Genomic DNA, 24376 nt, shown 5'->3' with positions numbered 1-24376 from the left:
GAGGACTAGCTCCTGTTCTTCGCCCCGACCGCGCCGAGCGTCTTCACACCGGTGAAGGACAGCGCGGCGAACAGGGGTACGAGCGAGATGACCATCGCGAGCACGGCGATCGCGTTGACCTCAGCGGTCGTGCCGTGCCTGACGAGGCCCATGATCATGGTCGGGAGGGTGCTGACGGAGGTGCCGCCCAGGAAGGTCGGGCTGACGACGTCGTCGAGCGAGAAGGTGAACGTCATGAGGAAGGCGACGAGCAGGCTCGGCGCCACCATGGGGACGGTGACCTTGAGGAAGACCGACAGCGGTCCGGCGCCGAGGTCGGCCGCGGCGTTCTCGTGCACGCGGTCGAGCTGACGCAGCCGCGCCTCGATGATGAGGAACGCGTACGCCGAGCAGTAGACCACCTGCGAGCCGATCACGAGCGGGTAGCCCAGATCGATGTCGACCATCCGGGACACGAGGAAGATGCTCATCACGATCACGACCTCGGGAAGGATCATGCGCAGCAGCACCATGAGGTCGTCCGCCGCGGAGACCGCGCCGGGCCTCATCCGCCTGCGGCCGAGGGCCGCGAGGAAGGCGATCGTGACGGACAGGGCTCCGACGATGATCGCGATCACGAAGGAGGTCGCAAGGGCATCGCGGAAATCCTGGTTCGCGACGGCTTCGGCGAACCACTGCATCGTCGCGCCACCCCAGGAGACGAGGTTCTCGTTCGCGTTGAACGCGTTGAGGATGATCGACGCGAGCGGGACGTAGAGGAACGCGAACCCGAGCAGCGCGGACAGCGCGACGAACCGATGCTTGCGGATCACTGGGCAGCCTCCTGCGCGGCGCGGGCGCGCCGCGCGGCACCGACCACGCGCGGGATCATGAACGCGATCGCGATCGCCGCGAGCAGCATCATCGCGATCGTCGCGCCCGCGGCGAAGTTGCCCGTCACGGTGAACGTGTTGGTCACGAGGTTGCCGACCATGAGCGTCTTGCCGCCGCCGAGCACCGCGGGGATCGTGTACTCGCCGAGGCTCGGGACGCCGACCAGCAGCAGGGCGACCCCGACGCCCGGGAGCGACAGCGGCAGGGTCACCTTGAAGAACGCCTTGGTGGGCGAGTAGCCGAGGTCCTGCGCCGCCGCGATGAGGTTGCGGTCCTGCTGCTCGAGGCTCGAGTAGATGGGCAGCACCGCGAGCGGCAGATAGCAGTAGACGATGCCGATGAACACGGCGAACGACGTGTAGTTGAGGTCCAGGTCATCCGGGAACAGCCCGGTGGCACCCAGCAGGGTGGGGAACAGGTCACCGGGTCCGAGCAGCGTGAGCCACGCGTAGACCCGGACGACGAACGCGGTCCAGAACGGCACGATCACGGCGAGCAGCAGCAGGTTCTGCCACCGGCCGGACGACAGTGCGATGGCGTAGGCGATCGGATAGCCCACGATCACGCACGAGATCGCCGCGACCAGTGACAGCCGGATCGAGTTCGTGAAGGCCTTCATCGTCGTGGACGAGAAGAAGTCCGCGTAGTTGCTGAACGTCCAGCCCCATTCGAGGCCGCCCGTGTCCCAGTTGAACGTCGCCACCGAGGCGAGCGCCAGGAATCCGATCGGGACGAGGAACAGGACGAGGACCACGAGCCACGAGGGCACGAGGGCCAGGGTGGAGCCCTTCACGAATGCGAGACTACGCAGCCTTGATCTCTTCCCAGAGCTCGGAGCGCTTCGCATTGATCTCCCCGTTCGTGTAGAGCTCGTAGTACACCTTGTTGTCCTCGTTGTACGCGAGCGCCTCGTTGCCCTTGATGTCGTCGCTGATCAGGTCGTCGACCTGGCTCGACAGGTATGCGGCACCGGTGTTGTTGATGAAGTCCGCGTAGTTCTCCGGCTCCATCTGGTAGTTCATGAAGTCCAGCACGGCGGTCTTGTTCTGCGAGTCGGCGAAGATGGTCCAGCCGTCGAGGTAGGCGGGCATGCCGTCGGTCGGGGCGCCCCAGCCGATCGTCTTGTCGACGCCGAGGACGCCGGCGGTCTCGTAGTCGTAGCCGATCGCGATGTCCACGGAACCGTCGCTCAGGGCCGCGATGCGGTCCGAGCTGAGGAAGGCCTTGAGGTACTGCTTGTTGGCCTTGATCAGCTTCGCGGCCTCCTCGATCTTGGAGACGTCGGTGGTGTTGATGTCCTCGCCCATCGCGAGCAGCGCCATGGAGAACACGTCGATGTCGTAGTCGGGGAACGCCACGCGGCCGGACAGGTCGGGCAGCGCGTCGAACAGGGCGGCCCACGAGGTGGGGGCGTCGACGACGTCGGAGCGGTAGATCATGCCGACCTTGCCGTTCTCGAGCGGCAGGCCCCAGGGGTACGCCTGGCGGTACTTCTCGTCGATCAGGCTGATGTTCGGCACGTCCGACTCGTTGAACTCGGACAGCACCTCGGCCGCCTCGAGCGTGCCGGCGGTGAGGCAGCCGATGAGACCGAAGTCGTAGGCCGAGGAGTTCTGGCGCAGGAGGGTGATCAGGCCGCCGGAGCCGCCCGAGGGCAGGTCCGACTGGTTGAGGGTGACGTGGGGGTTCTCGGCCGTGTAGTTGGCGACGACGTCCGCGCCCATCCATCCCGCGTAGTTGAGCATCTCGAGCGTGACGTCCGCCTGCGCGGAGCTGCTCGCGCTCGAGCTCGCGCTGGACGACTTGCTGTCCGACGAGCAGGCGGCCAGGGCGAGAGCGGCGGCGCCGCCTCCCGCAAGGGTCAGGAAGCCTCGGCGGTTGAGGTTGTTCATGGGACTGCCTTCCGGGATAGGTAGCATGTGTCGATGAGAATAGAACAACACTTGATGCGTCACCGACAATAGACGGCGCAATTTACAGACACGTTACGCGCCTGAAATCTCCTACCCCAGCGAGTCCTCGCGGATCGCGATCACCACGGGTCCCATCGTCCCAGACATTCGTCGAATAAGTGATTCCAGCTCGTCGAGCGACGAGGCGCGCGCGGAGGTCGCTCCGAACGCCGCGGCGACCGCGACCGGGTCCGGATAGTCGAAGCGCACGCCGACGGGGGAGACGCCGGCGGCCTCCATCTCCTCCTCGATCTCCTTGTAGCCGTCGTTCTCGACGACCAGCACGAGCACCTCGGCGCGCTCGGCGACCGCGGTGCTCAGCTCCTGGACAGAGAAGAGGAACGCGCCGTCGCCGACGAGCGCCGTCACCCGCCTGCCGGTGCCGCCGAGGCTCGCGCCGATCGCCGCCGGCAGGCCGAAGCCGAGCGGCGCGAAGCCGTCCGGGTACAGGAACGAGCGCGGCTGGGAGAAGCCGTAGTGGACCCCCGTGCCGAGGTACGACACCTGCGAGCTGTCGCCGGTGATGATCGCGTCGGCACCGAGCGCGCGCTCGAGCGCCTCGTGCAGGCCTCGCAGCGGGCCCGGATACGACGCGTGCACAGCCTCGGCCAGGCGGCGCTCCTCGGCGGCCCTGTCCCGCGCGGACAGGCTCTCGCCCTCGAGGGCCGCGACGAGCGCGGCGACGCCCTCCGCGGCGTCCGCGACGATCAGCACGTCGCCCGCGCGCGACGCCGTGAGCCTTGCGGGTTCGATGTCGACCCGCACCACGGGAGGAAGGCCCGCGCGGAAGGGCTCGGGCACGTCCCGGCGGGAGAGCTCCGAGCCGATGACGATCATGAGGTCGTGCTCGGCGAGCACCTCGGGCGCATAGGGCAGCACGGTCGTGGGGTCGGCCCCGTCGGGCCCCGCGTACCTCAGGCCCGCCCCCGCCCGCGTGGTCACGAGCGGCGCCCCCACCAGGGAGGCGAGGGCCTCAAGCTCGTCGCGCGCGCCGAGCGCGCCGCCCCCGGCCACGAGGATCGGGCGTCGTGCGCGGGCCACGGCCTGCGCCGCGGCGGCGATCGCGCGCGCCGAGGGCGCGGGAGCGCTCAGCGAGGGGATCTCCGGCAGCGGCGACGCGGCCGTCTCCGCGAGCAGGTCGAGGGGCACCTCGATGTTGACCGGACGAGTCCGCTCGACCTGCCAGCGCGCGAAGGTCTCGACGATCGCCGCGTACACCTGCTGTTCGCTGCGGCAGCGCACGCTCGTGACGAGGCCGTCGATGCTCGCGTGCTGCGCCTTGGTCTCGTGCAGCCAGCCGAGCTCGCGGCCTTCGTCGGCGATGCGTGCGCCGGTCGAGATCGCGAGCACGGGGATCGAGTCCGCGTAGGCCGTGGCGAGCGCGGTGGCCGCGTTGAGGATCCCCGGACCGGTGGTCGTGATGAGCACCCCGGGCCGACCGGTGGCGCGCGCGTAGCCGTCGGCCGCGAAGCCCGCTCCCTGCTCGTGGCGCGGGCTCACGAGCCGGACGGACGAGCGCGCGAGGCCGTCGAAGAGCGACAGGTTGTGCGAGCCGGGGATCCCGAACACGGTGTCGACGCCGAGCCGCTCGAGCAGCTCGACGACGCGCACGCCGACTGTCGCAGGGGCGGTGGGGGTCGGGGTCTCAGTCATGGGTCTCCTCCTCGAAGGCGTAGCTGACATCCGGGTCGACGGCGCGCGCCACGTACTCGTCGCGCCGCGGCGCGAACCTGCGGTGCAGGGCGATCAGGTCGGTGAGCGGATCGGACGAGGCGTCGACCCGCAGGTCCTCGTAGGGCGTCGGCAGGTCGCGATGCACCTTGAGCGCGGCCGAGACGAGCGGCACTCCCTCTCCGCCCGCCGACGCGCCTGCGACGAGCGCGGCGAGCAGGCGGTCCGCGAGATCGTCGCCGGCGCAAGCGAGGAAGGCGCGCTCGATCGCGGCGCCGACCTCGGGCGATGCGAGGACGTTGCCGACGACCGCGTATCCGTCTCCCGCGCGAGCGAAGGCGCGCGCCTGGTCCACGTAGTCCCCGTCCCACACCGAGGCGCGGCCCGCGGCATCGACGACCGCGAGCTGCCGCGCATGCGGCTCGACCGCGCTCGCGACGAGCGCACTCACCGCCTGGTCGGGGGTGCAGCCAGAGGCGAGGAGATCGAGTCCCCGCGGCCCGAGCCGCGGGTCGGTCGTGTGCTGGGTCAGCACCGCGCCGACGCGCGTCGCGACCCATGGCACCCGTGCGCCGATGGCGAGGTCGCTCGTGGTCGTGGCGGCGCCGATCATCCCGGTCGTCCGGTCGATCGCTGCGATGCTGAAGGTCATACGGAGGCATCCTTCACTACGGAGGCGCAGGGTGCGTTGGCGAGCGGCGCCACCTGCGAGGTTCGGCGGGGTCCGAAGGTGCCCCGGATGTTGAGCGCGAGGAGAGCGAGCAGCACCCCGAGGGAGCCGAGCACGATCACCGTCACCCACACGTCCGCGCCGCGATCGAGCAGGCGGCCGCTGAGAGACGAGCCGACTCCCTGGGCGACGAGCTGGGCGCTCGTGATCATCCCGAACACGTAGGCCTGCGAGCGGTGCTCGTAGCGGAGGGAGACGAAGTAGAACATCGCGCCGGTCACGGGCGAGGTCGCGAAGCCGAGCAGCAGCAGCGCGGGCACGAGCCCCATGAGCGACGGCGCGGCAGCGACGAGCCCGCCCGCGACGATCGCCACCGCGACGCCCGCGACGAGGCGGCGTCGGCGCACGGCGCCGCGGTTGACGAGCAGCGACCCCACGGCCGAGCCCGCGGACCACACGAGGATCGCGCCCGACTCCTGCATGCTCGAGCCCGACATCTCCACGATCACCGGCATCACCATCCCCGACACGAGCATCATGGCGGCTGCGGAGATCAGGTACACGTGGAGGTCCGGTGACCTCAGCAGGCCTCGTCCGCGCGCCGTCGCGACAAGGGGCTGCGGCACGGGGTCACGGGCGGGCAGCCGCGCGAGCGTCAGCAGGTACCACGCGGCCCCGACCGCGGTCTGGGCCGCGAGGGTGAGGTACACCGCGGTGATGCCCACGGAGCCCGCGAGCAGCACGACCAGCACGGGTGCGACGAGCCACGACAGCTGGATCAGGCTCACGTCCCACGAGTAGACCTTGAGCAGGAACGGGTCGCGCACGAGGCGCGGGTACCGCGCGCGCGAGCTGATGTGCAGCGGCGGGTAGCACAGCCCGATCAGCCCTGCGAGGGCGACGAAGTGCGCGGGGGAGCGCTCGCCCGGCAGCGCGCTCACGAGCAGCACCGTGATCACCGCGGCGCTCGAGCAGGTCGCCACGACCCGGTCTCCGAGGCGCTGCAGCAGCCACCCGGAGGCCACGCCGTTGACGGTCGCGCCCGCGGCGTAGAGCAGGGTCGCGGTGCCGCCGATCGCGATGCGGCCGTACTGGAGCTCCGCCTGGGTCACGAAGAGCACGGAGAACACCGTGATCGGGATCCGGGCCACGACTGTCGCGCCGAGCAGGGAGGCCGCTCGGCGCCTGGCATCGTCCACGTGGCTAGGAGGCGAGCGCGCCGTCGAGGAAGAGCAGGGGAGGGCCGTCGACGGCGCGCAGCGCCTCGACCTTGCCGACCACGATCACGTGGTCGCCTCCCGGGTGCACCGCCTCGACGCGGGCGACGATCTGCGCGACCGCTCCCTCGACGACCGGCGCGGCGCCCATGTCCACGAAGCCCTGGGCGCGCGAGGCGTCGCGGTCGCGTCGCGCCATCGCCGCTGCGAGCTCGCCCTGGTGCGCAGCGAGCACGCTCACCCCGAAGGGGTGGCCGGGCTCCGTGAGGCCCGCCGCCATGGCCGCGCCGTTGCGCACGCACACGAGGATCAGCGCCGGGTCGAGCGAGAGCGACGTGAACGAGTTCACCGTCATCGCGGACAGCCGTCCAGTGAGGTCGCGATCGGAGACGATCGTGACGCCGGTCGCGAAGCGGCCGAGGGTGCGGCGCATCCGCGTCGCGTCAGGGGTGTGCAGCTCGGTCATCGTGGCGACGCTCCCCATGGGCGATCACTTCCCCACGCGAGGGATCGTGGCTCCGTCGATGTAGCCCTTGCCTGAGAAGTTGCCGAGCACGAGGCCGCGCCCGACGGAGGCGGTGAGGTGCTCGTCGCGCGTGTGAAGGGTGAACGTGCGCGCGTCGCGGTAGGCCTGCTCGAGCGGCAGGTTGCGGAAGATGGCCCGCGCGCCGCAGATGTCGAACGCGTCCTGGGAGATCTCGAGCACGACCTTCTTCGCCATGTGCAGCGCCTGGAGGCCCTTGTACTCGGCGAGGTCGAAGTCCTCGCCGGCGTCCCACGTGCGGGCGGCGTCCTCGACGCCGGCCCTCACCATCGCGATCTTCGAGGCGAGGTCGCCGATCCGGAACATCATGAGGTCCGAGCCCTGCAGGTGCGGGCGGTCCTTCAGCCAGTCGACGACGAACTCGAGGATGCCCTCGGCCTCGCCCAGGTGGTTCGACGCGAAGCCGAGGGAGAAGGTGCGCTTGTCGGTGTTGACCCATGCGCCCGGCTCGCCGAAGACGGCGTCGGCGGGGAGGCGGAGATCCTTGACCTTGACGCCCCACGACACGGTGGCGCGCATGCCCATGACGTCCCACTCGTCGATCAGCTCGACCTCGGGGGCGTCCGCGGGGACCAGGACCGCGACGGTGCGCTGCTCATAGGGGGCATCCCCGGGCACCGCGAGCCAGATGACGAGGTGGTCGGCGCCAGCGGCGACGGACGCGAAGTGCTTCTCGCACGTGAGGACCCAGCTGCCGTCCTCCTGGGGCTGGAGCTCCTGGGTGTAGAGGCCGTCGTTGTTCTTCTTGGGCGCCGACTCGCTGCCGACCGACGCGAGCACCTGGCCGCCGTCGATGATCGGCTGCACGTACTTCGCGTGCTGCTCCTCGGTGGCCGCCGCGGAGAGGATGCCGAGCGCGTGCGAGTGCACCTGGAGGAGCTGAGAGACGTTCGCGTCGAACGACGCGAGGCGCGCGAGGAGGCGGTAGTAGGTGAGGAACCGCTGTCCCTGCCACAGACCCTCGCCGCCAGCCTCGGGGGAGGCGGTGAGCGCGAGCAGCCCGTTCTCGCGAAGGAGCGCGAACGGCTCGACCGGGAAGGTCTCGTCGCGGTCGTGCTTCGCCGCCACCGCGGTGAACGGCTCCTTGAAGCCATCGATCAGCTCGAGGAGCTCGGACTCGGTACGCATGGGGCAGGCCTCCAAAGAATTGCACATAGAACAACTGCTGTTGCGAATGTAGCATCTTAGACAGGCGTAAGTGACGTGTCATCGAGCACGAAACTGTTAATTCCTCGTTAAATCGAGCGACGGATGCGGCGGCGGTCCCGCGTGAAGAAATCGCCGTCGTGGACCGCCTCGAAACCGCGTCGCGACTGCGCCGCGTCGACCTGCCAGACGGGGGCGCCTCCCGCGTGCGCGATCGGGGTGAGCAGCCTGCCGAGACCGTCGACGACGCGGCGGCCGTCGCAGAAGCGGTCCGCGGAGCCGGGCGACTTGGGCCCGGCGTAGTTGGTGGAGACGACGATCATCCCCGTCTCGGCCGCGCGCGCCCTGTCGAAGAGCTCGGACTGCTCCGCCCACACGTCGCCCGTGACGTCGTCGTTGCCGGGGAAGGACGACCAGGCCGAGGAGACCACGGCGATCTCCGCGCCGAACTCGCGAAGCCGCTTGAACAGCACGGGGAACGTCTTGTCGTGGCACGCGGCGAGGCCGATGCTGTCGCCCGCCGTGGTCCTCACGACCCGCGCGCGATCGCCTGCGTCCCACAGCTGCGCCTCGGCCGCGGTGAGGTGCACCTTGCGGTACGTGGACAGCGTGCCCGAGGGGTCGACGTGCACCAGCGAGTTGTACACGCGTCGGTTCGCGCGCTCGCTCATCCCGTAGACGACGCTCACGTCGAGCGCGGCCGCAAGGACCCTGAAGCGCATCGCCGCGGTGCCGGTGTCCGCGCGCTCGGAGACCGCGGCGACCCTCGCGCGGTCCTCGTCGAGGTCGCGATACGTCGGATATCCGGTGACCGAGAGCTCGGGAAGCACGACCAGGTCGACGTCGCCGTCGGAGGCGACGTGCTCGACGAGCGCCGCGACCGCGTCGAGGTGCGACTCCCCGGTGAGGCCGAGGTTCTCGACGCGGGGCAGCGCGATCCTCACGCTCCCGCGCTCCGCCCCTCGAGGAAGGCGTTCGCGTTCGACGCGATCTCCAGGAGCCGCTCGCGCAGCGCGGTGCTGTCCGTGGGGAAGCGCGCGTCCGGAGCGGAGATCGCGATCGCCGCGAACACCCGGCCGCTGTAGTTGCCGACGTCGACGATCGGCACGGCGAGCGAGGTCACCTGCTCCGCGCGCTCGTCCACGACGAGCCCGTATCCCTGCTCACGCGCGAGGGCGACCCGGTCGAGCGTCTCGCGGACGGTCGGCAGCGAGCCGCCCCGGGGGCGAGGGGAGCCCTTGTGGAGCGCACGCACATCGTCGTCGCACGACTGGGACAGCAGCGCCTCGCCCATCGCGGACCCCACGAGAGGGAACGGCTTGCCTGGCACGATGCGGACCTGCAGCGAGCGGTCCGGCTCGAACGTCTCGAGCGCGATGCCGCGCGACCCGGACCGGACGGCGATCCACACCGTCTCCTCGACCTCGGCCGAGAGCACCGCGAGCTCGGGATAGATCGCGCTCATGGTCTGGGCGATCATCGCCTTCCCCGCGAGGTGGATCGAGGCCCACCCGAGCTGGTAGCCGCGCCTGTTCTCGAGCCGCTCCACGAGCCCGTACTGCGCGAAGGTCGCGAGCGTGCGCGAGACCTGGGCCTTGTCCATCTGCATGCGCTCCGCGAGCGCCGACACAGTGAACACCCGCTGCTCGCTGTCCGGGTCGGCGAAGGCCATCAGCAGGCTCAGCGCTCGATCGAGCGACGACGAAGCGTTCGCGGTCATTCTTCCCCCTTGCCCCCAGGCCCCCTAGAGCCCACGTGGCACCGACCTCGTGGACTGCTCCCTCAGCACCAGCTCGCCGTCGAGAGTCACCGTCGAGTCGATCGACACCTCGAAGGTTCCTCGGGTGGCCGTCATGGACGTCTCGTGCTCGATCAGCACCCGATGGCGGTCGCCAGTGTATGCCTGGGCGATCCGGCGCTCCATCGACGCGCTCAGCGGGTCGTTCTCCTTGAGCGAGAGCACCACGCCGTCCACGAGGTACTCGACGCCCCAGCCCTCGGGGAACACGACCCGGCTCGCGCCCGTGTAGCCCTTGCGCACGGTCACGGTGCCGTCGTCGTCCCTCTCCGTCCGCCAGTACGAGCCCTGGTCGCCCGACATCGCGACGGCAGGCGGCGGCGCGATCACGGGCTCGCCGAGGTCGACGTCGACCAGCGTCTCGGCCTCGGCGTCGAGCACGGGCAGGGACAGGGACGATGCGGCGAGGTCCAGTCGCAGCGAGGTCACGTCGGGGCCGGGCCACAGCCACGGCCAGTAGGACGTCGAGACCGCCACGCGCAGCCGGTGGCCTGCGGGGAAGCGGTACGACGTGGACTTGAGGGAGACGACGTAGTCCTCGAACTCGCCCGGCACGAGGGGCGCGACGTCCTCGGGGGCGTGGCCCCGCCGATGGGTGAGGTTGAGGGCCCCGCGCGCGACGAGGTGCGAGTGGCCGTCGGCGTCGACGTCGGTGATCCTCACGAAGACGAGGCCCGTCGTGGTGGTCGTCGTGAGCCGCAGGTGAAGCTCCGCGTTCCCGAGCATCGACAGCGGCGACTCGAGCGGGTCGGTCTCGAACACGAGGCTGCGCGCGTCGTCGTCGTCCTGGATCGGGGGAAGGTCGGTCGCGACGCCCATCGGCAGCGGGTGTCTCGCCTGCATGCCGACCACGAGCGAGCCCGTGTAGTCCAGCATCGTCCCCTCGGGGGCCGAGACGCCGAGGCGCCCGTCCTCGCCCAGCCCGAGCATCGTCTCCGTGACCGCCGACGCGCGGTCGTCGACCCCGAGCCACTGACCGGGACGATGCGCCAGGTCCTCGGCGCTCATGACGTAGTCCTGGAGGTAGAAGCTGAGCGTCGGATCGTCCTCGACGCCCGTGGGCTCGTCGTGGAGCCAGCGGTCCCACCACCGCATGCAGTGGTGGAGGAAGTCCATGCCGGGCCCGGGCTCGGGGCGCTCGGGCCACGTGTGACCCCACGGCCCGATCAGGCCCTTGGCGACCCCGGGCAGGTGGTCGATGAGGCGCAGCACGGTGTCGGTGTAGTTGTCGGCCCAGCCGCCCACGGCGAGCACCGGGATCTCGATCGCGGCGTAGTCCTCGCACACCGAGCCCTGCCTCCAGTACGAGTCGCGATAGGGGTGGGAGAGCCACAGCGACGTCATGTCGGTGTTCGCCGCGAGGCGCGTGGCCCACTCGTCGCGCCAGTCGGGGCCCATGAGCTCGGGGATCGGCGGCCGCATGTTGAACGTGTGCAGCGCGGAGCCCCAGAGGTTCATGTAGAACGCGAGAGGCACGCCGCCGAGGTAGTGCACGTCGTTGTCGTAGCGGTCATCGGCGGAGCTGACCGTCACGATCGCCTTGAGGGCCGGCGGGCGGAGCGCGGCGACCTGGAGCGCGTTGAACCCGCTCCACGAGATGCCGATCATCCCGACGGAGCCGTTGCACCACTCCTGCGCGGCGAGCCACTCGACCACCTCGACGATGTCGCGCTGCTCGGTCGGGGTGTACTCGTCCATCAGGACGCCGGTCGAGGAGCCCGAGCCGCGCAGGTCGATCCGGGCGCAGGCGACGCCGTGGCCCGCGAAGTAGGGGAACCGGGTCTCGTCGTCGATGACCGAGACGTCGTCCTTGCGGTACGGGATCGCCTCGAGCACCACGCCGCACGGGTCCTCACGCACGGGCAGCCACAGCGTGACGGCGATCCGCGTGCCGTCGGCCATCACGGTCTCCGTGCGCTCGCGTCGCACCTCGTAGGGCAGGTCGGTCGTGGTGCGCGTGGCGAACGCGGCACCGTCGTTGTTCATCATGCGCGTCTCGATTCATCCGGGATGTGATGAGTATGCAACAACACGTGTTGCATACTCGTGACGGAATCGCTCGGATTCCGGCGCCGCGAGAAGGTCCCACGGAGGACCGATGCGCGCGCGATACACCGACCGTGCACGCCCGCTCGCCCGCGGGCGACGACGACAGACCGGACCCCAGGAGGACCTCGTGAGCGCCCCTCGACTTCGTGGCGACCTGGACCGCTTCCCCGTGTACCGACCGGGCCGGCCCGCTCCCGCGGGGCCTGGCCGCACGTATAAGCTGTCGTCGAACGAGTCGCCGCTCGGTCCGCTGCCCTCGGTCCGCGACGCGATCGCGGAGGCGGCCTCCCGCGCGCACCTCTACCCCGACTGGACCGCGGCGGCCCTGGTCGCGACTCTCGCGGAGCGCCACGGTGTCGAGGAGGGGCGCGTCGTCGTCGGCTCGGGCTCGTCCGAGGTGCTGTCCCAGCTCATCCGCGCGGTGGCCGGGCCCGGCGACGAGGTCGTCTACGCATGGCGCTCGTTCGAGGCCTATCCCTCCCTCGTGGTCGCCGCCGGGGCGACCCCGGTACAGGTGCCGCTCGCGCAGGGTGGGCGCCACGACATGCCGGCGCTCGCGGCGGCGGTCACGCCCGCGACGCGCCTCGTGATGGTCTGCAGCCCCAACAACCCGACCGGGACGACCGTGACCCACGAGGAGATGGTCGCGCTGCTCGAGGCCGTGCCGACGGATGTCGCTGTGCTGCTCGACGAGGCGTACTGCGAGTTCGACCGCAGCGAGGACGGCCCGCGCGCGGACGCGCTGCTCGCCGCCTACCCTCACCTCGTCGTCGCGCGCACCTTCTCCAAGGCGTGGGGGCTCGCCGGGATGCGGATCGGCTACGGCGTCGCTCCGCTCGGCCTCGCCGCCGCGATGCGCAGGATGGCGATCGCCTTCGGCGTCACCGGGCTCGCCCAGGCCGCGGCGCTCGCCTCGCTCGAGGCGGAGGGGGAGCTCGCGGAGCGCGTCGCAGACGTCGTCGCGCAGCGCGACCGGCTCGTGGCCGCGCTGCGGGGCCAGGGCTGGGACGTGCCCGACGCCCAGGGCAACTTCGTGTGGGTCGCCGCGGGCGACTCGACCGACGCGCTCGGTCGAGTCCTGTACGACAATGGGATCTCGGCGCGCGAGTTCGAGGGTGAGGGCGTGCGCATCACCGTCGGCTCGTCCGACGCGACCGACGCGGTCATCGCCGCGTGCGCGCTCGCTGCCACCGCGCCTGCGGGGTAGGCGGCTCGGTTGCGCGGTCCCGCCTGCGGCGTGTACAGTTGACCCGCCCAAGACCGCCGGTTGTCGGACCTGGCTCGCCAGGAACGACCGAAGCTCCACAGCAGTGGGGGACCAGCGCAGGTGAGAAAGTAGCACTCCGTGTGCGAACCCTTGGGCGGCCCTGCGGCCGCCTTTCGTGTGTTCGGCGCGTTGAGCCACGGCCCCGCCTGCGCGGGGCCTTTCCCATGTGTGGGGTGAGCTCCAGCGGTCACTTTCCCTGAAAGGACAACTATGGCGACGCCCGAGAAGGTGGCGGCAGTCCAGGAGCTCGCGGACCAGTTCCGTGCCTCCAACGCTGTCATGATCACCGAGTACCGCGGCCTCAGCGTTCCGCAGCTCGCAAAGCTGCGCGGTGAGCTCCGCGGCGAGGCGACCTACGTGGTCGCCAAGAACACTCTCACGGCGCTCGCGGCCAAGGATGCCGGTGTGGAGGGTCTCGACGACCTTCTTGTCGGCCCCTCGGCCATTGCGTTCGTCACCGGTGACCCGGTGGCTGCCGCAAAGGGTCTGAAGGCTTTTGCCAAGGAGAACGACAAGCTCGTCATCAAGGGTGGCGTTCTCGACGGCAACACGATCTCGGCTGACGAGATCAACAAGCTGGCGGACCTCGAGTCCCGCGAGGTGCTCCTCGCCAAGGCAGCCGGCGCCATGAAGGCGTCGCTCTTTGGTGCTGCGTACCTGTTCCAGGCGCCGCTCGCTCAGGCAGCGCGCGCCGCAGACGCCCTGCGTGCGAAGCAGGAAGACGCGGCCTAAGGGCCGCACCCCACTACACACATCTGCTTCACGCAGGCAAGAGATAAGGAAACCACCATGGCTAAGCTCACCACCGAGGAGCTCATCGAGGCGTTCAAGGAGCTCACCCTCATCGAGCTGTCCGAGTTCGTCAAGGCGTTCGAGGAGACCTTCGAGGTCACCGCCGCCGCCCCGGCCGCCGTTGCCGTTGCTGCCCCCGCCGGCGGCGAGGCCGCTGCTGAGGTCGAGGAGAAGGACGAGTTCGACGTCATCCTCACCGCCGTTGGCGACAAGAAGATCCAGGTCATCAAGGAGGTCCGCGCGCTGACCTCCCTCGGCCTCGGCGAGGCGAAGGCTCTCGTCGACGGTGCCCCCAAGGCTGTGCTCGAGGGTGCCAAGAAGGAGGACGCCGAGAAGGCCAAGGAGGCCCTCGAGGGCGCCGGCGCCACCGTCGAGCTCAAGTAATTCACGCGGCGCCGCGCTCCGCGCGGCATAGCCGCTGGTTGGCTGAGGCCGGGTCGTTCCGCAAGGAACGGCCCGGCCTTGCTCTTTCCCATGGACGATGCGCCAGCCCTGGCTGGCATCGCCGGCGTCCCCCACCGGTCGGGTCCAGTGAATCTGGCCGCCGCATCGTCCCCGTTCCGTGTTCGGACCCGGCCGCCGCATCGTCCCCGTTCCGTGTTCGGACCCCGCCGCCGCATAGTCCCCGTTGCGTCCGGCAGTTCGCACCACTGCGGAGGCGACACCCCGACGACACGCGGCGACGGCCCGCGACACGCTGGCGTGTCGACGTTCGAATTGGTTCAGACTGTCGGCGCATGTCGGCGCATGTCGGCGCATGTCGGCCGAGCCGCGCTCGCTGGTCCGCCATGCACCCCGCACGGAACCGGAGGGGACACGCCGACGACACGCCGCCGGGACGGGCGACACGCCCGCGTGCCGCGTGGGAATCCGTGCGCAGCGCATGGGGCGCGGATCGGCTCGCAATCGGCCGCGAAGCAGGGCAGACTGGTCCTTGCCAGGAAATCAAGAGGTCGTGGCCTTGGTGACATTTGTGAACCGAACCGCGCGGCACTCTTGACGGGGGTCCACGCGAGGTGGACAATCGTGCGTTTCCGCGTTAGTCTAGCGACCGCGCTGTCTTTTGCCTTGCCCTCAGATGCCTACCCGGCGTGCGACCGTCACCCGACGGAAACGCCCCGGGATCCGGTGGAGCCGTGGCTGGACGACGTGTACACGCACGATCATCACAGGGAAGGACCCGCCCTTGGCTGCCTCGCGCACCCCTTCGGCAACCGCCATCTCCAACCGCTCCGCGTCTCGACGCATCTCGTTCGCTCAGCTTGCTGAGCCGATCGGGGTCCCCAACCTTATCGGTCTGCAGACCGAGTCCTTCGACTGGCTGCTCGGCAACCAGATCTGGCAGGACCGCGTCGCAGCCGCGAAGGAAGCGGGCAGGAACGACGTACCGGAGGTTGCCGGCCTCCAGGAGATCTTCGAGGAGATCTCTCCGATCGAGGACTTCGCGCAGACGATGTCGCTGAGCTTCTCGGACCCGTACTTCGAGGAGCCGCGTCACACTCCCGAGGAGTGCAAGGAGAAGGACTTCACCTACTCCGCGCAGCTCTTCGTGACCGCGGAGTTCATGAACAACACCACGGGCGAGATCAAGTCGCAGACCGTCTTCATGGGCGACTTCCCGCTCATGAGCGAGCGCGGCACGTTCATCGTGAACGGCACGGAGCGCGTCGTCGTCTCCCAGCTGGTCCGCTCGCCCGGCGTGTACTTCGAGCGCACCCCTGACAAGACGTCCGACAAGGACATCTTCACGGCGAAGGTCATCCCCTCGCGCGGCGCGTGGCTCGAGTTCGAGATCGACAAGCGCGACGCCGTCGGCGTGCGCGTCGACCGCAAGCGCAAGCAGCCCGTCACCCTGTTCCTCAAGGCGCTGGGCCTCACGGACGAGCAGATCGCCGAGGAGTTCGCGGACTTCCCGGCCGTGCTCGACACCCTCTCGAAGGACACCGTCCACGCGCAGGACGAGGCGCTCGTCGACCTGTACCGCAAGCTCCGTCCGGGCGAGCCCCCGACGGTCGAGGCCGGTCAGAACCTGCTCGACAACTTCTACTTCAACTCCAAGCGCTACGACCTCGCGAAGGTCGGCCGCTTCAAGCTGAACAAGAAGCTCGGCGTGGGCAAGGCCCTCGGCGACTCGACGCTGGGCGTCGACGACATCGTCGCGACCGTGAAGTACATCGCCGCGGCGCACGCGGGCATGAAGAAGCTCACGATCGGCGAGACCGAGATCGACGTCGAGACCGATGACATCGACCACTTCGGCAACCGCCGCATCCGCGCGGTCGGCGAGCTGATCCAGAACCAGATCCGGACGGGCCTGTCGCGCATGGAGCGCGTGGTGCGCGAGCGCATGACCACGCAGGACGTCGAGGCGATCACGCCGCAGACGCTCATCAACACGCGTCCGGTCGTCGCCGCGATCCGCGAGTTCTTCGGCACCTCGCAGCTGTCGCAGTTCATGGACCAGAACAACCCGCTCGCGGGTCTGACCCACAAGCGCCGCCTCTCGGCGCTCGGCCCCGGTGGTCTCTCGCGCGACCGCGCCGGCATGGAGGTCCGTGACGTCCACCCGTCGCACTACGGCCGCATGTGCCCGATCGAGACCCCTGAGGGTCCGAACATCGGTCTGATCGGCTCGCTCGCGTCGTTCGGTCGCATCAACCCGCTCGGCTTCGTCGAGACCCCGTACCGCAAGGTCGTCAAGGGCCAGGTCACCGACCAGGTCGACTACCTCACCGCGGACGACGAGGACCACTTCGTGATCGCCCAGGCGAACGCCCCCCTCGACGAGGAGAGCTACTTCGCCGAGGAGCGCGTCCTGGTGCGCGCCAAGGGCGGCGAGGTCGAGTTCGTGCAGAAGGACGCCGTGGACTACATGGACGTCTCGCCGCGCCAGATGGTGTCGGTCGCGACGGCCCTGATCCCGTTCCTCGAGCACGACGACGCGAACCGCGCCCTCATGGGCGCGAACATGCAGCGCCAGGCGGTCCCGCTGGTCCGCTCCGAGGCGCCGCTCGTCGGCACCGGCATGGAGCGCCGCGCGGCGATCGACGCCGGTGACGTGGTCGTGGCGTCGAAGCCCGGTGTCGTCACCGAGGTGAACGCTGACCTGGTCACCGTCGCGAACGACGACGGCACCACCGGCTCGTACCGCGTGGCCAAGTTCGAGCGCTCGAACCAGGGCACCAGCTACAACCAGCGTGTCCTCGTCAACGAGGGCGACGCGCTGGTCCAGGGCTCGGTCATCGCCGATGGTCCCGCCACCGACGAGGGCGACCTCGCACTCGGACGCAACCTGCTGGTCGCGTTCATGTGCTGGGAGGGCCACAACTACGAGGACGCGATCATCCTTTCGCAGCGCCTCGTCCAGGACGACGTCCTCTCCTCGATCCACATCGAGGAGCACGAGGTCGACGCCCGCGACACCAAGCTGGGTCCGGAGGAGATCACCCGCGACATCCCGAACGCCTCGGAGGAGGTGCTCGCCGACCTCGACGAGCGCGGCATCGTCCGCATCGGCGCCGAGGTCCGCGCGGGAGACATCCTCGTCGGCAAGGTCACCCCGAAGGGTGAGACCGAGCTGACCCCGGAGGAGCGCCTCCTGCGCGCGATCTTCGGCGAGAAGGCCCGCGAGGTCCGCGACACGTCCCTCAAGGTCCCCCACGGCGAGTCCGGCACCGTCATCGGCGTCCGCGTCTTCACCGAGGAGGACGGCGACGATCTGCCCGCCGGCGTCAACCAGCTGGTCCGCGTCTACATCGCGCAGCGCCGCAAGATCATGGAGGGCGACAAGCTCGCCGGCCGTCACGGCAACAAGGGCGTCATCTCGACGATCCTGCCCGTGGAGGACATGCCGTTCCTCGCGGACGGCACGCCGGTCGACGTCATCCTGAACCCGCTCGGTGTGCCCGGTCGTATGAACGTCGGCCAGGTGCTCGAGACGCACTCGGGCTGGCTCGCCAAGAACGGCTGGGACGCGACCGACGCCAAGGGCGAGTGGACCGACCACCTCCCCGACGGCGCGCGCACCGCCGAGCCTGGCAACCCGATCGCCACGCCGGTGTTCGACGGTCTGCACGAGGACGTCCTCAACGGCCTCCGCGAGCACATCAACCCGAACCGTGACGGCGACCGCCTGGTCGGCGACAACGGCAAGGCGCAGCTCTTCGACGGCCGCTCAGGCGAGCCGTTCCCGGAGCCGATCACCGTGGGCTACAAGTACATCCTGAAGCTCCACCACCTGGTGGACGACAAGATCCACGCCCGCTCCACGGGTCCGTACTCGATGATCACCCAGCAGCCGCTGGGCGGTAAGGCGCAGTTCGGCGGCCAGCGCTTCGGTGAGATGGAGGTGTGGGCGCTCGAGGCATACGGCGCCGCATACGCCCTCCAGGAGCTGCTGACCATCAAGTCGGACGACGTCACCGGTCGTGTCAAGGTCTACGAGGCCATCGTCAAGGGGCAGAACATCCCCGAGCCGGGCCTTCCGGAGTCCTTCCGCGTGCTGATGAAGGAGATGCAGTCGCTGTGCCTGAACGTCGAGGTCCTGAGCCACGACGGCTCTGTGATCGAGATGCGCGAGTCCGACGAGGACGCGTACCAGGCAGCCGAGTCGCTCGGCATCTCCCTGTCCAGCCGCCCCGACGCCTCGAGCGTCGACGAGATCTGATCTTTCGAGAGGTAAGGAATCGACAGTGCTCGACGTCAACGAGTTCGGCGACCTCCGCATCGGTCTTGCCACCGCGGAGCAGATTCGCGAGTGGTCCCACGGCGAGGTCAAGAAGCCGGAGACCATCAACTACCGCACCCTGAAGCCCGAGAAGGACGGACTCTTCTGCGAGAAGATCTTCGGCCCGACGCGCGACTGGGAGTGCGGCTGCGGCAAGTACAAGCGTGTCCGCTACCGCGGCATCGTCTGCGAGCGATGCGGCGTGGAGGTCACCCGTTCCAAGGTGCGTCGCGAGCGCATGGGCCACATCGAGCTGGCCGCGCCCGTCACCCACATCTGGTACTTCAAGGGCGTCCCGTCGCGCCTCGGCTACCTGCTTGACCTCGCCCCGAAGGACCTCGAGAAGGTCATCTACTTCGCGGCGTACATGGTCACGTCGGTTGACGAGGACGGCCGCCACGAGGACCTTCCCCAGCTCCGCAACGAGCTGGAGAAGGAGAAGAAGTTCATCGCCAACCAGCGCGACGTGGACATCAACAACCGCGCCGAGAAGCTCGAGAAGGACATCGCCGAGCTCGAGGCCGAGGGTGCCAAGGCCGACGTGAAGCGCAAGGTCAAGGACGGCGCCGAGCGTGAGATGGCGAACCTGCGCAAGCGCGCGGACGCCGAGATCGAGCGCCTCGACGCGGTCTTCGACCGCTTCGCGAGCCTCAAGGTCCAGGACCTCGAGGGCGACGAGCTGCTGTACCGCGAGCTCTCGCGTCGCTACGGCTCGTACTTCAAGGGCTCGATGGGCGCCGAGGCGATCCAGCAGCGCCTGAAGGACTTCGACCTCGAGGCCGAGGCCGAGCTGCTGCGCGACATCATCGCCAACGGCAAGGGCCAGCGGAAGACCCGTGCGCTCAAGCGCCTCAAGGTGGTCAACGCGTTCCTCACGACGACCAACTCGCCCGTGGGCATGGTCCTGGACGCCGTCCCGGTCATCCCGCCGGACCTGCGTCCTATGGTGCAGCTGGACGGTGGCCGCTTCGCGACCTCCGACCTCAACGACCTGTACCGCCGCGTCATCAACCGCAACAACCGCCTCAAGCGCCTGCTCGACCTCGGTGCCCCCGAGATCATCGTGAACAACGAGAAGCGCATGCTGCAGGAGGCCGTGGACGCGCTGTTCGACAACGGCCGTCGTGGTCGCCCGGTCACGGGCCCCGGCAACCGTCCGCTGAAGTCGATCTCCGACATGCTCAAGGGCAAGCAGGGTCGCTTCCGTCAGAACCTGCTCGGCAAGCGCGTCGACTACTCGGGCCGTTCGGTCATCGTGGTCGGCCCGAAGCTCAAGCTGCACCAGTGCGGTCTGCCCAAGCAGATGGCGCTCGAGCTGTTCAAGCCGTTCGTGATGAAGCGTCTCGTGGAGCTCAACCACGCGCAGAACATCAAGTCGGCGAAGCGCATGGTCGAGCGTTCGCGTTCCGAGGTCTGGGACGTGCTCGAGGAGGTCATCCGCGAGCACCCCGTGCTGCTGAACCGCGCGCCCACCCTGCACCGTCTGGGCATCCAGGCGTTCGAGCCCCAGCTCGTCGAGGGCAAGGCCATCCACCTGCACCCGCTCGTCTGCGGCGCGTTCAACGCCGACTTCGACGGTGACCAGATGGCTGTCCACCTGCCCCTGTCGGCTGAGGCGCAGGCCGAGGCCCGCGTGCTCATGCTGTCGAGCAACAACATCCTGAAGCCGTCGGACGGCCGCCCGGTGACCATGCCCTCGCAGGACATGATCATCGGTCTCTACCACCTGTCGCTCCTCAAGCCGGGCGTCAAGGGAGAGGGCCGCGTGTTCGCGACCGAGGCCGAGGCGATCATGGCGCTCGACGCCGGCGACATCACCCTCAACACGCAGATCCAGCTCCGCGTGGACGGCGACACCGTCCCGCCGCGCGGCTGGGTGGCGCCCGAGGGCTACGTCGAGGGCGAGCCGTTCATGCTCGAGACGACGCTGGGCCGCTCGCTCTTCAACGGCACCCTGCCGGTGAGCTACCCCTACGTGAACCGCAACGTCGACAAGAAGGTGCTCGGCGACATCGTCAACACCCTCGCGGAGCGGTACCCGAAGGTCGAGGTCGCCGCCTCGCTCGACGCCCTCAAGGCCGCCGGCTTCTACTGGGCGACCCGCTCGGGTGTCTCGATCGCCATCAGCGACGTCGCGACGCCCGCGAGCAAGCAGGCGATCCTGGAGCGCTACGAGGCTCAGGCCGAGAAGGTCCAGGTGCAGTTCGACACCGGTCTGATCACCGACGACGAGCGCCGTCAGGAGCTCATCGAGATCTGGACCCAGGCCACGAACGAGGTCGACCGCGAGATGCGTGCGTCCTTCCCCGAGTACAACACCGTCCACACGATGGTCGGCTCGGGTGCCCGTGGTAACTGGATGCAGGTGCGTCAGATCGCCGGTATGCGCGGCCTGGTGGCGAACCCGAAGGGTGAGATCATCCCGCGTCCGATCAAGTCGAACTACCGCGAGGGCCTCTCCGTCCTCGAGTACTTCATCGCGACGCACGGCGCTCGTAAGGGTCTCGCGGACACGGCTCTCCGTACCGCAGACTCGGGCTACCTGACCCGTCGTCTGGTCGACGTGTCGCAGGACGTCATCGTGCGCGAGGAGGACTGCGGCACCGAGCGCGGCCTCAAGATGCCGATCGCCCAGGTCCTGGGCTCCGGCGAGCGTGTGAAGCACGAGCGCGTGGAGACCTCGGTCTTCGCCCGCACGCTTGCGACGGATGTCGCGGACGCCGACGGCAACGTCATCGGCACCGCGGCGTCGGACATCGGCGACGTCATGCTCGACCAGCTGATCGCCGCCGGCATCGACGAGATCAAGGTGCGCTCCGTGCTCACCTGTGAGTCCGCCGTCGGTACCTGCGCGAAGTGCTACGGCCGCTCGCTCGCGACCCGCGAGCTGGTGGACATCGGCGAGGCTGTCGGCATCGTCGCGGCGCAGTCGATCGGTGAGCCCGGCACCCAGCTGACCATGCGTACGTTCCACACCGGTGGTGTGGCGTCCGCGGACGACATCACGCAGGGTCTGCCGCGTGTCCAGGAGCTCTTCGAGGCCCGTACCCCCAAGGGTGAGGCCCCGATCTCCGAGGTCGCCGGCGTCATGCGTGTCGACGACTCCGAGGCGACCCGGCGACTGGTCATCACGCCCGACAACGGCGACGAGCCGATCGAGTACCCGGTCACCAAGCGTGCGCGCCTGCTGGTCCAGGACGGCGAGTCCGTCGTGGTCGGCCAGCAGCTTGTCGCCGGTGCCGTGGACCCGAAGAACGTCCTGCGCATCCTCGGCCCGCGTGCGGCTCAGAAGCACCTGGTCGACGAGGTGCAGAACGTGTACCGCTCGCAGGGTGTGGAGATCCACGACAAGCACATCGAGGTCATCGTCCGTCAGATGCTCCGTCGCGTGACGGTGCTCGACTCGGGCGACGCCCCGCTGCTGCCGGGTGAGCTCGTCGAGCGCGCCCGCTTCGAGACCGCGAACCGTGCGACCGTCGTCGCGGGTGGCAAGCCCGCCTCGGCCCGTCCGGAGCTCATGGGCATCACGAAGGCGTCGCTCGCGACCGACTCGTGGCTGTCCGCGGCCTCGTTCCAGGAGACCACGCGTGTCCTCACCGAGGCGGCGATGTCCGGCAAGTCGGACCCGCTGATCGGTCTGAAGGAGAACGTCATCCTCGGAAAGCTGATCCCCGCCGGTACGGGCCTCGCCCAGTACCGCACGGCGACGGTCAACCCGACCGAGGAGGCCAAGTCCAACCTGTTCCCGTCCTTCGGGTACGAGGAGTGGGACGGCCAGTACTTCTCGGAGGGCACCGGCGAGGCCGTGCGCCTCGAGGAGTTCGACATCCCGCGCGACTAAGAATCGCCTCACACGAGGGCCCGGTCACCGCAAGGTGGCCGGGCCCTCGTGCGTGCGCGGGCCCTCACCGCGCCGCCCCCGTGCTCAGCTTGTGGACTTTCAGTCACGACGCACGCCATTCCTGTGCAATGACCGCAGCGGACCGATAGGTCGGGTGAAGGCACTGGTAGACGGAAGGAGGTGCCGACATGGCCACGTTCCTTGCGTGGTGGGCAGGGATGTCCATCGTCCTGTGCTCCGGCATCACCGCCTGGGCGATGCATCGCGCTCGCTGGTAGGCGCTCCCCGCCGGTCGGGCCCCGTCAGCCGAGGACGAGAGCCACGGCTGCTCCGATGGCCGCCAACCCCAGCGCCGAGAGGATGCTGACGACGACCAGCACAGCGATGGTCGCCCGCGCGCCGCGCCTGCTGCGCTTCGACACCGACCTGATCTCGGTCCCGTCAGGGCGTGCCTCGAGCGCGCGAGCCTCGGCGGATCCCGGCGCGGGCGGCCCCTGGGGCGCGTCCATGACGGATGCAGGAGGCGCGCTCGGCGTCGTCGCCGCGGGCTCCGTATGCAGGGTGAGGGACGGCGGCGGCGTGATGACGCGCCTGCGTCCCGCGACCCTGTCGTCCCGCAGCCGCGCCCGCCTGCTGCCGGGAAGCGTCACGTCCGGCTCGGGCGCCCCTCTGCGGGGCGCCCTCACGACGAGCGGATCGGGAGTGTCCGCCGCAGGCGCGGCGAACCGGGAGGCGATCACGGTCGGGTCCTCGTCGTCATCGAGCCCCTGCGCGCCCGCCCGTCGCGTCGAGATCACGGTGCGATCGACACCGGCGTCGCCCGCGCCTTCCGTCGGGGCGCCAGTGGGCTCCTCGCGAGCGTCGCCCTCGGAGGCCTCGTTCCCCCCGTCACCGGGCGAGGTGGCGGCGGGACGACGCGAGACCACCGTCGCATCGTCCGGCGGCTCGTTCGGAACGCTAGGACGATGCTGCTCGTCCGGCCGCTCCTCATCGTCCTGGGGGCCGTGGCCGTCGGCGGTCATCGGCGCCGCCGGAGGGTGTCCGAGGCCACGTCATCGGTGCTCGTCGCCTGGACCGGATCCGCGCCCGACAGGACGTCGACCACCACGACCGTGATGTTGTCGCGGCCGCCGCTCTCGTTCGCGAGGCTCACGAGCCTGCGGGCCGCCTCACCGGGACGCCCCGACAGCGTGAGCACCGCACGGATCGTCTCGTCGGCGACCTCGCCGTACAGCCCGTCCGAGCACAGCATGAGCCGCTCGCCGTTGACGGCGGGAACGAGCCACGCGTCCGCGGCGCTGTCGGTCGCGCCGATCGCGCGCGTGATGACGTTCTTGTGCGCGAAGGACGCGAGGTCCTCCTCTCGCATCTCGCCGGCGGTGACGAGCTCGCGCCCAAGCGAGTGGTCCACTGTGACCTGGGCGAGCTGGGTGCCGCTGTGCCGATAGACGCGCGAGTCGCCGACGTTGAACACGAGCCACGTGGGGTGGCCCTCGTGCTCGGTGAGGATCGCTCCGGTCGCGGTGCTGCCCGCGCCGACGGTCGTGGCCGAGGCCACCGCGGCGACCCGGGTGCTCGCCTCGCGCAGCGCCCCCTCGACCTGGGCGTACGTGCCGTAGTCGGGGCCGGGCACGAGGTCCTTGAACGCCTCCACCACGGCGGCGCTCGCCTGGTCGCCGGCCTCGTAGCCGCCCATGCCGTCGGCGACGACGAAGGCCGGGCCGTCCGCGAGGTACGCGTCCTCGTTCTGCGGGCGCACCATGCCAGGGTCGGTCGCGGCGCCCACGCTGAGCGTGACGGTGCCGAGGGTCAGAATGGTCATGCGACGGC

At 69.6% G+C, this 24376-nt stretch carries 18 protein-coding genes; 5 read left to right on the top strand and 13 right to left on the bottom strand.

The window, feature by feature from the left end:
- Positions 1-5: 5 nt before the first annotated feature.
- The 11 genes from B7K23_RS01755 to B7K23_RS01705 form a co-directional block, all read right to left on the bottom strand.
- Positions 6-812, bottom strand: a complete 807-nt coding sequence (locus B7K23_RS01755; RefSeq protein ID WP_084124580.1) for an ABC transporter permease — start codon at positions 810-812, stop codon at positions 6-8.
- A complete protein-coding gene (locus B7K23_RS01750; RefSeq protein WP_159451269.1) occupies positions 809-1666 on the bottom strand; it encodes an ABC transporter permease in 858 nt (285 codons plus the stop codon). The genes B7K23_RS01755 and B7K23_RS01750 overlap by 4 nt, the downstream gene beginning before the upstream one ends.
- A 10-nt stretch (positions 1667-1676) precedes the next feature.
- Positions 1677-2765 (bottom strand): PotD/PotF family extracellular solute-binding protein, encoded by a 1089-nt coding sequence (locus B7K23_RS01745; RefSeq protein ID WP_159451268.1) that lies wholly within the window; start codon positions 2763-2765, stop codon positions 1677-1679.
- 111 nt (positions 2766-2876) lie between these two features.
- A complete protein-coding gene (locus tag B7K23_RS01740) occupies positions 2877-4478 on the bottom strand; it encodes a thiamine pyrophosphate-binding protein (RefSeq protein WP_159451267.1) in 1602 nt (533 codons plus the stop codon).
- Positions 4471-5148: a DUF1028 domain-containing protein gene (locus B7K23_RS01735; RefSeq protein WP_084126063.1), complete on the bottom strand. Its 678-nt coding sequence runs from the start codon at positions 5146-5148 to the stop codon at positions 4471-4473. Before B7K23_RS01735 ends, B7K23_RS01740 begins: the two co-directional genes overlap by 8 nt.
- Complete coding sequence (locus tag B7K23_RS01730) at positions 5145-6365, bottom strand: MFS transporter (protein WP_084124572.1); 1221 nt, start codon at positions 6363-6365, stop codon at positions 5145-5147. Before B7K23_RS01730 ends, B7K23_RS01735 begins: the two co-directional genes overlap by 4 nt.
- A gap of 4 nt (positions 6366-6369) precedes the next feature.
- On the bottom strand, positions 6370-6849 hold the full coding sequence (locus tag B7K23_RS01725) for a flavin reductase family protein (protein WP_159451266.1): 480 nt from the start codon (positions 6847-6849) through the stop codon (positions 6370-6372).
- Positions 6850-6873: 24 nt separating this feature from the next.
- Positions 6874-8055, bottom strand: coding sequence for an acyl-CoA dehydrogenase family protein (locus tag B7K23_RS01720; protein WP_159451265.1), 1182 nt, complete (start codon positions 8053-8055; stop codon positions 6874-6876).
- 107 nt (positions 8056-8162) lie between these two features.
- Positions 8163-9017 carry a carbon-nitrogen hydrolase family protein gene (locus B7K23_RS01715; protein ID WP_084124566.1) on the bottom strand — a complete coding sequence of 285 codons (855 nt, stop codon included), beginning with the start codon at positions 9015-9017 and terminating at the stop codon, positions 8163-8165.
- Positions 9014-9793: an IclR family transcriptional regulator gene (locus tag B7K23_RS01710; RefSeq protein ID WP_084124564.1), complete on the bottom strand. Its 780-nt coding sequence runs from the start codon at positions 9791-9793 to the stop codon at positions 9014-9016. Before B7K23_RS01710 ends, B7K23_RS01715 begins: the two co-directional genes overlap by 4 nt.
- A gap of 24 nt (positions 9794-9817) precedes the next feature.
- Positions 9818-11860, bottom strand: a complete 2043-nt coding sequence (locus B7K23_RS01705) for a CocE/NonD family hydrolase (RefSeq protein ID WP_084124562.1) — start codon at positions 11858-11860, stop codon at positions 9818-9820.
- Between the two features lie 187 nt (positions 11861-12047).
- Here B7K23_RS01705 and B7K23_RS01700 point away from each other — a divergent pair, with 187 nt between their 5' ends.
- The 5 genes from B7K23_RS01700 to B7K23_RS01680 all read left to right on the top strand — a co-directional run bounded on the left by B7K23_RS01700 (position 12048) and on the right by B7K23_RS01680 (position 22546).
- On the top strand, positions 12048-13127 hold the full coding sequence (locus tag B7K23_RS01700) for a histidinol-phosphate transaminase (protein WP_234996366.1): 1080 nt from the start codon (positions 12048-12050) through the stop codon (positions 13125-13127).
- Between the two features lie 270 nt (positions 13128-13397).
- A complete protein-coding gene (gene rplJ, locus B7K23_RS01695; protein WP_084124558.1) occupies positions 13398-13919 on the top strand; it encodes a 50S ribosomal protein L10 in 522 nt (173 codons plus the stop codon).
- A 57-nt stretch (positions 13920-13976) separates the two neighbouring features.
- Positions 13977-14363: a 50S ribosomal protein L7/L12 gene (rplL, locus tag B7K23_RS01690; protein WP_084124556.1), complete on the top strand. Its 387-nt coding sequence runs from the start codon at positions 13977-13979 to the stop codon at positions 14361-14363.
- Positions 14364-15165: 802 nt separating this feature from the next.
- A complete protein-coding gene (gene rpoB / locus B7K23_RS01685) occupies positions 15166-18645 on the top strand; it encodes a DNA-directed RNA polymerase subunit beta (RefSeq protein WP_084124554.1) in 3480 nt (1159 codons plus the stop codon).
- A gap of 25 nt (positions 18646-18670) precedes the next feature.
- Positions 18671-22546, top strand: coding sequence for a DNA-directed RNA polymerase subunit beta' (locus B7K23_RS01680; protein ID WP_084124552.1), 3876 nt, complete (start codon positions 18671-18673; stop codon positions 22544-22546).
- A gap of 302 nt (positions 22547-22848) precedes the next feature.
- On the opposite strand, the gene B7K23_RS01675 is transcribed toward B7K23_RS01680, so the two are convergent.
- Both B7K23_RS01675 and B7K23_RS01670 read right to left on the bottom strand, forming a co-directional pair.
- On the bottom strand, positions 22849-23568 hold the full coding sequence (locus B7K23_RS01675; RefSeq protein ID WP_084124550.1) for a hypothetical protein: 720 nt from the start codon (positions 23566-23568) through the stop codon (positions 22849-22851).
- Positions 23565-24368: a PP2C family serine/threonine-protein phosphatase gene (locus tag B7K23_RS01670; protein WP_084124548.1), complete on the bottom strand. Its 804-nt coding sequence runs from the start codon at positions 24366-24368 to the stop codon at positions 23565-23567. The genes B7K23_RS01675 and B7K23_RS01670 overlap by 4 nt, the downstream gene beginning before the upstream one ends.
- Between the last annotated feature and the right edge of the window lie 8 nt (positions 24369-24376).

The sequence above is a fragment of the Demequina sp. NBRC 110054 genome (assembly GCF_002090115.1).
GTDB lineage: Bacteria > Actinomycetota > Actinomycetes > Actinomycetales > Demequinaceae > Demequina.
The sequence above is the reverse complement of the archived record's forward strand: the minus strand, read 5'-3'. Positions and strand labels throughout refer to the sequence as shown.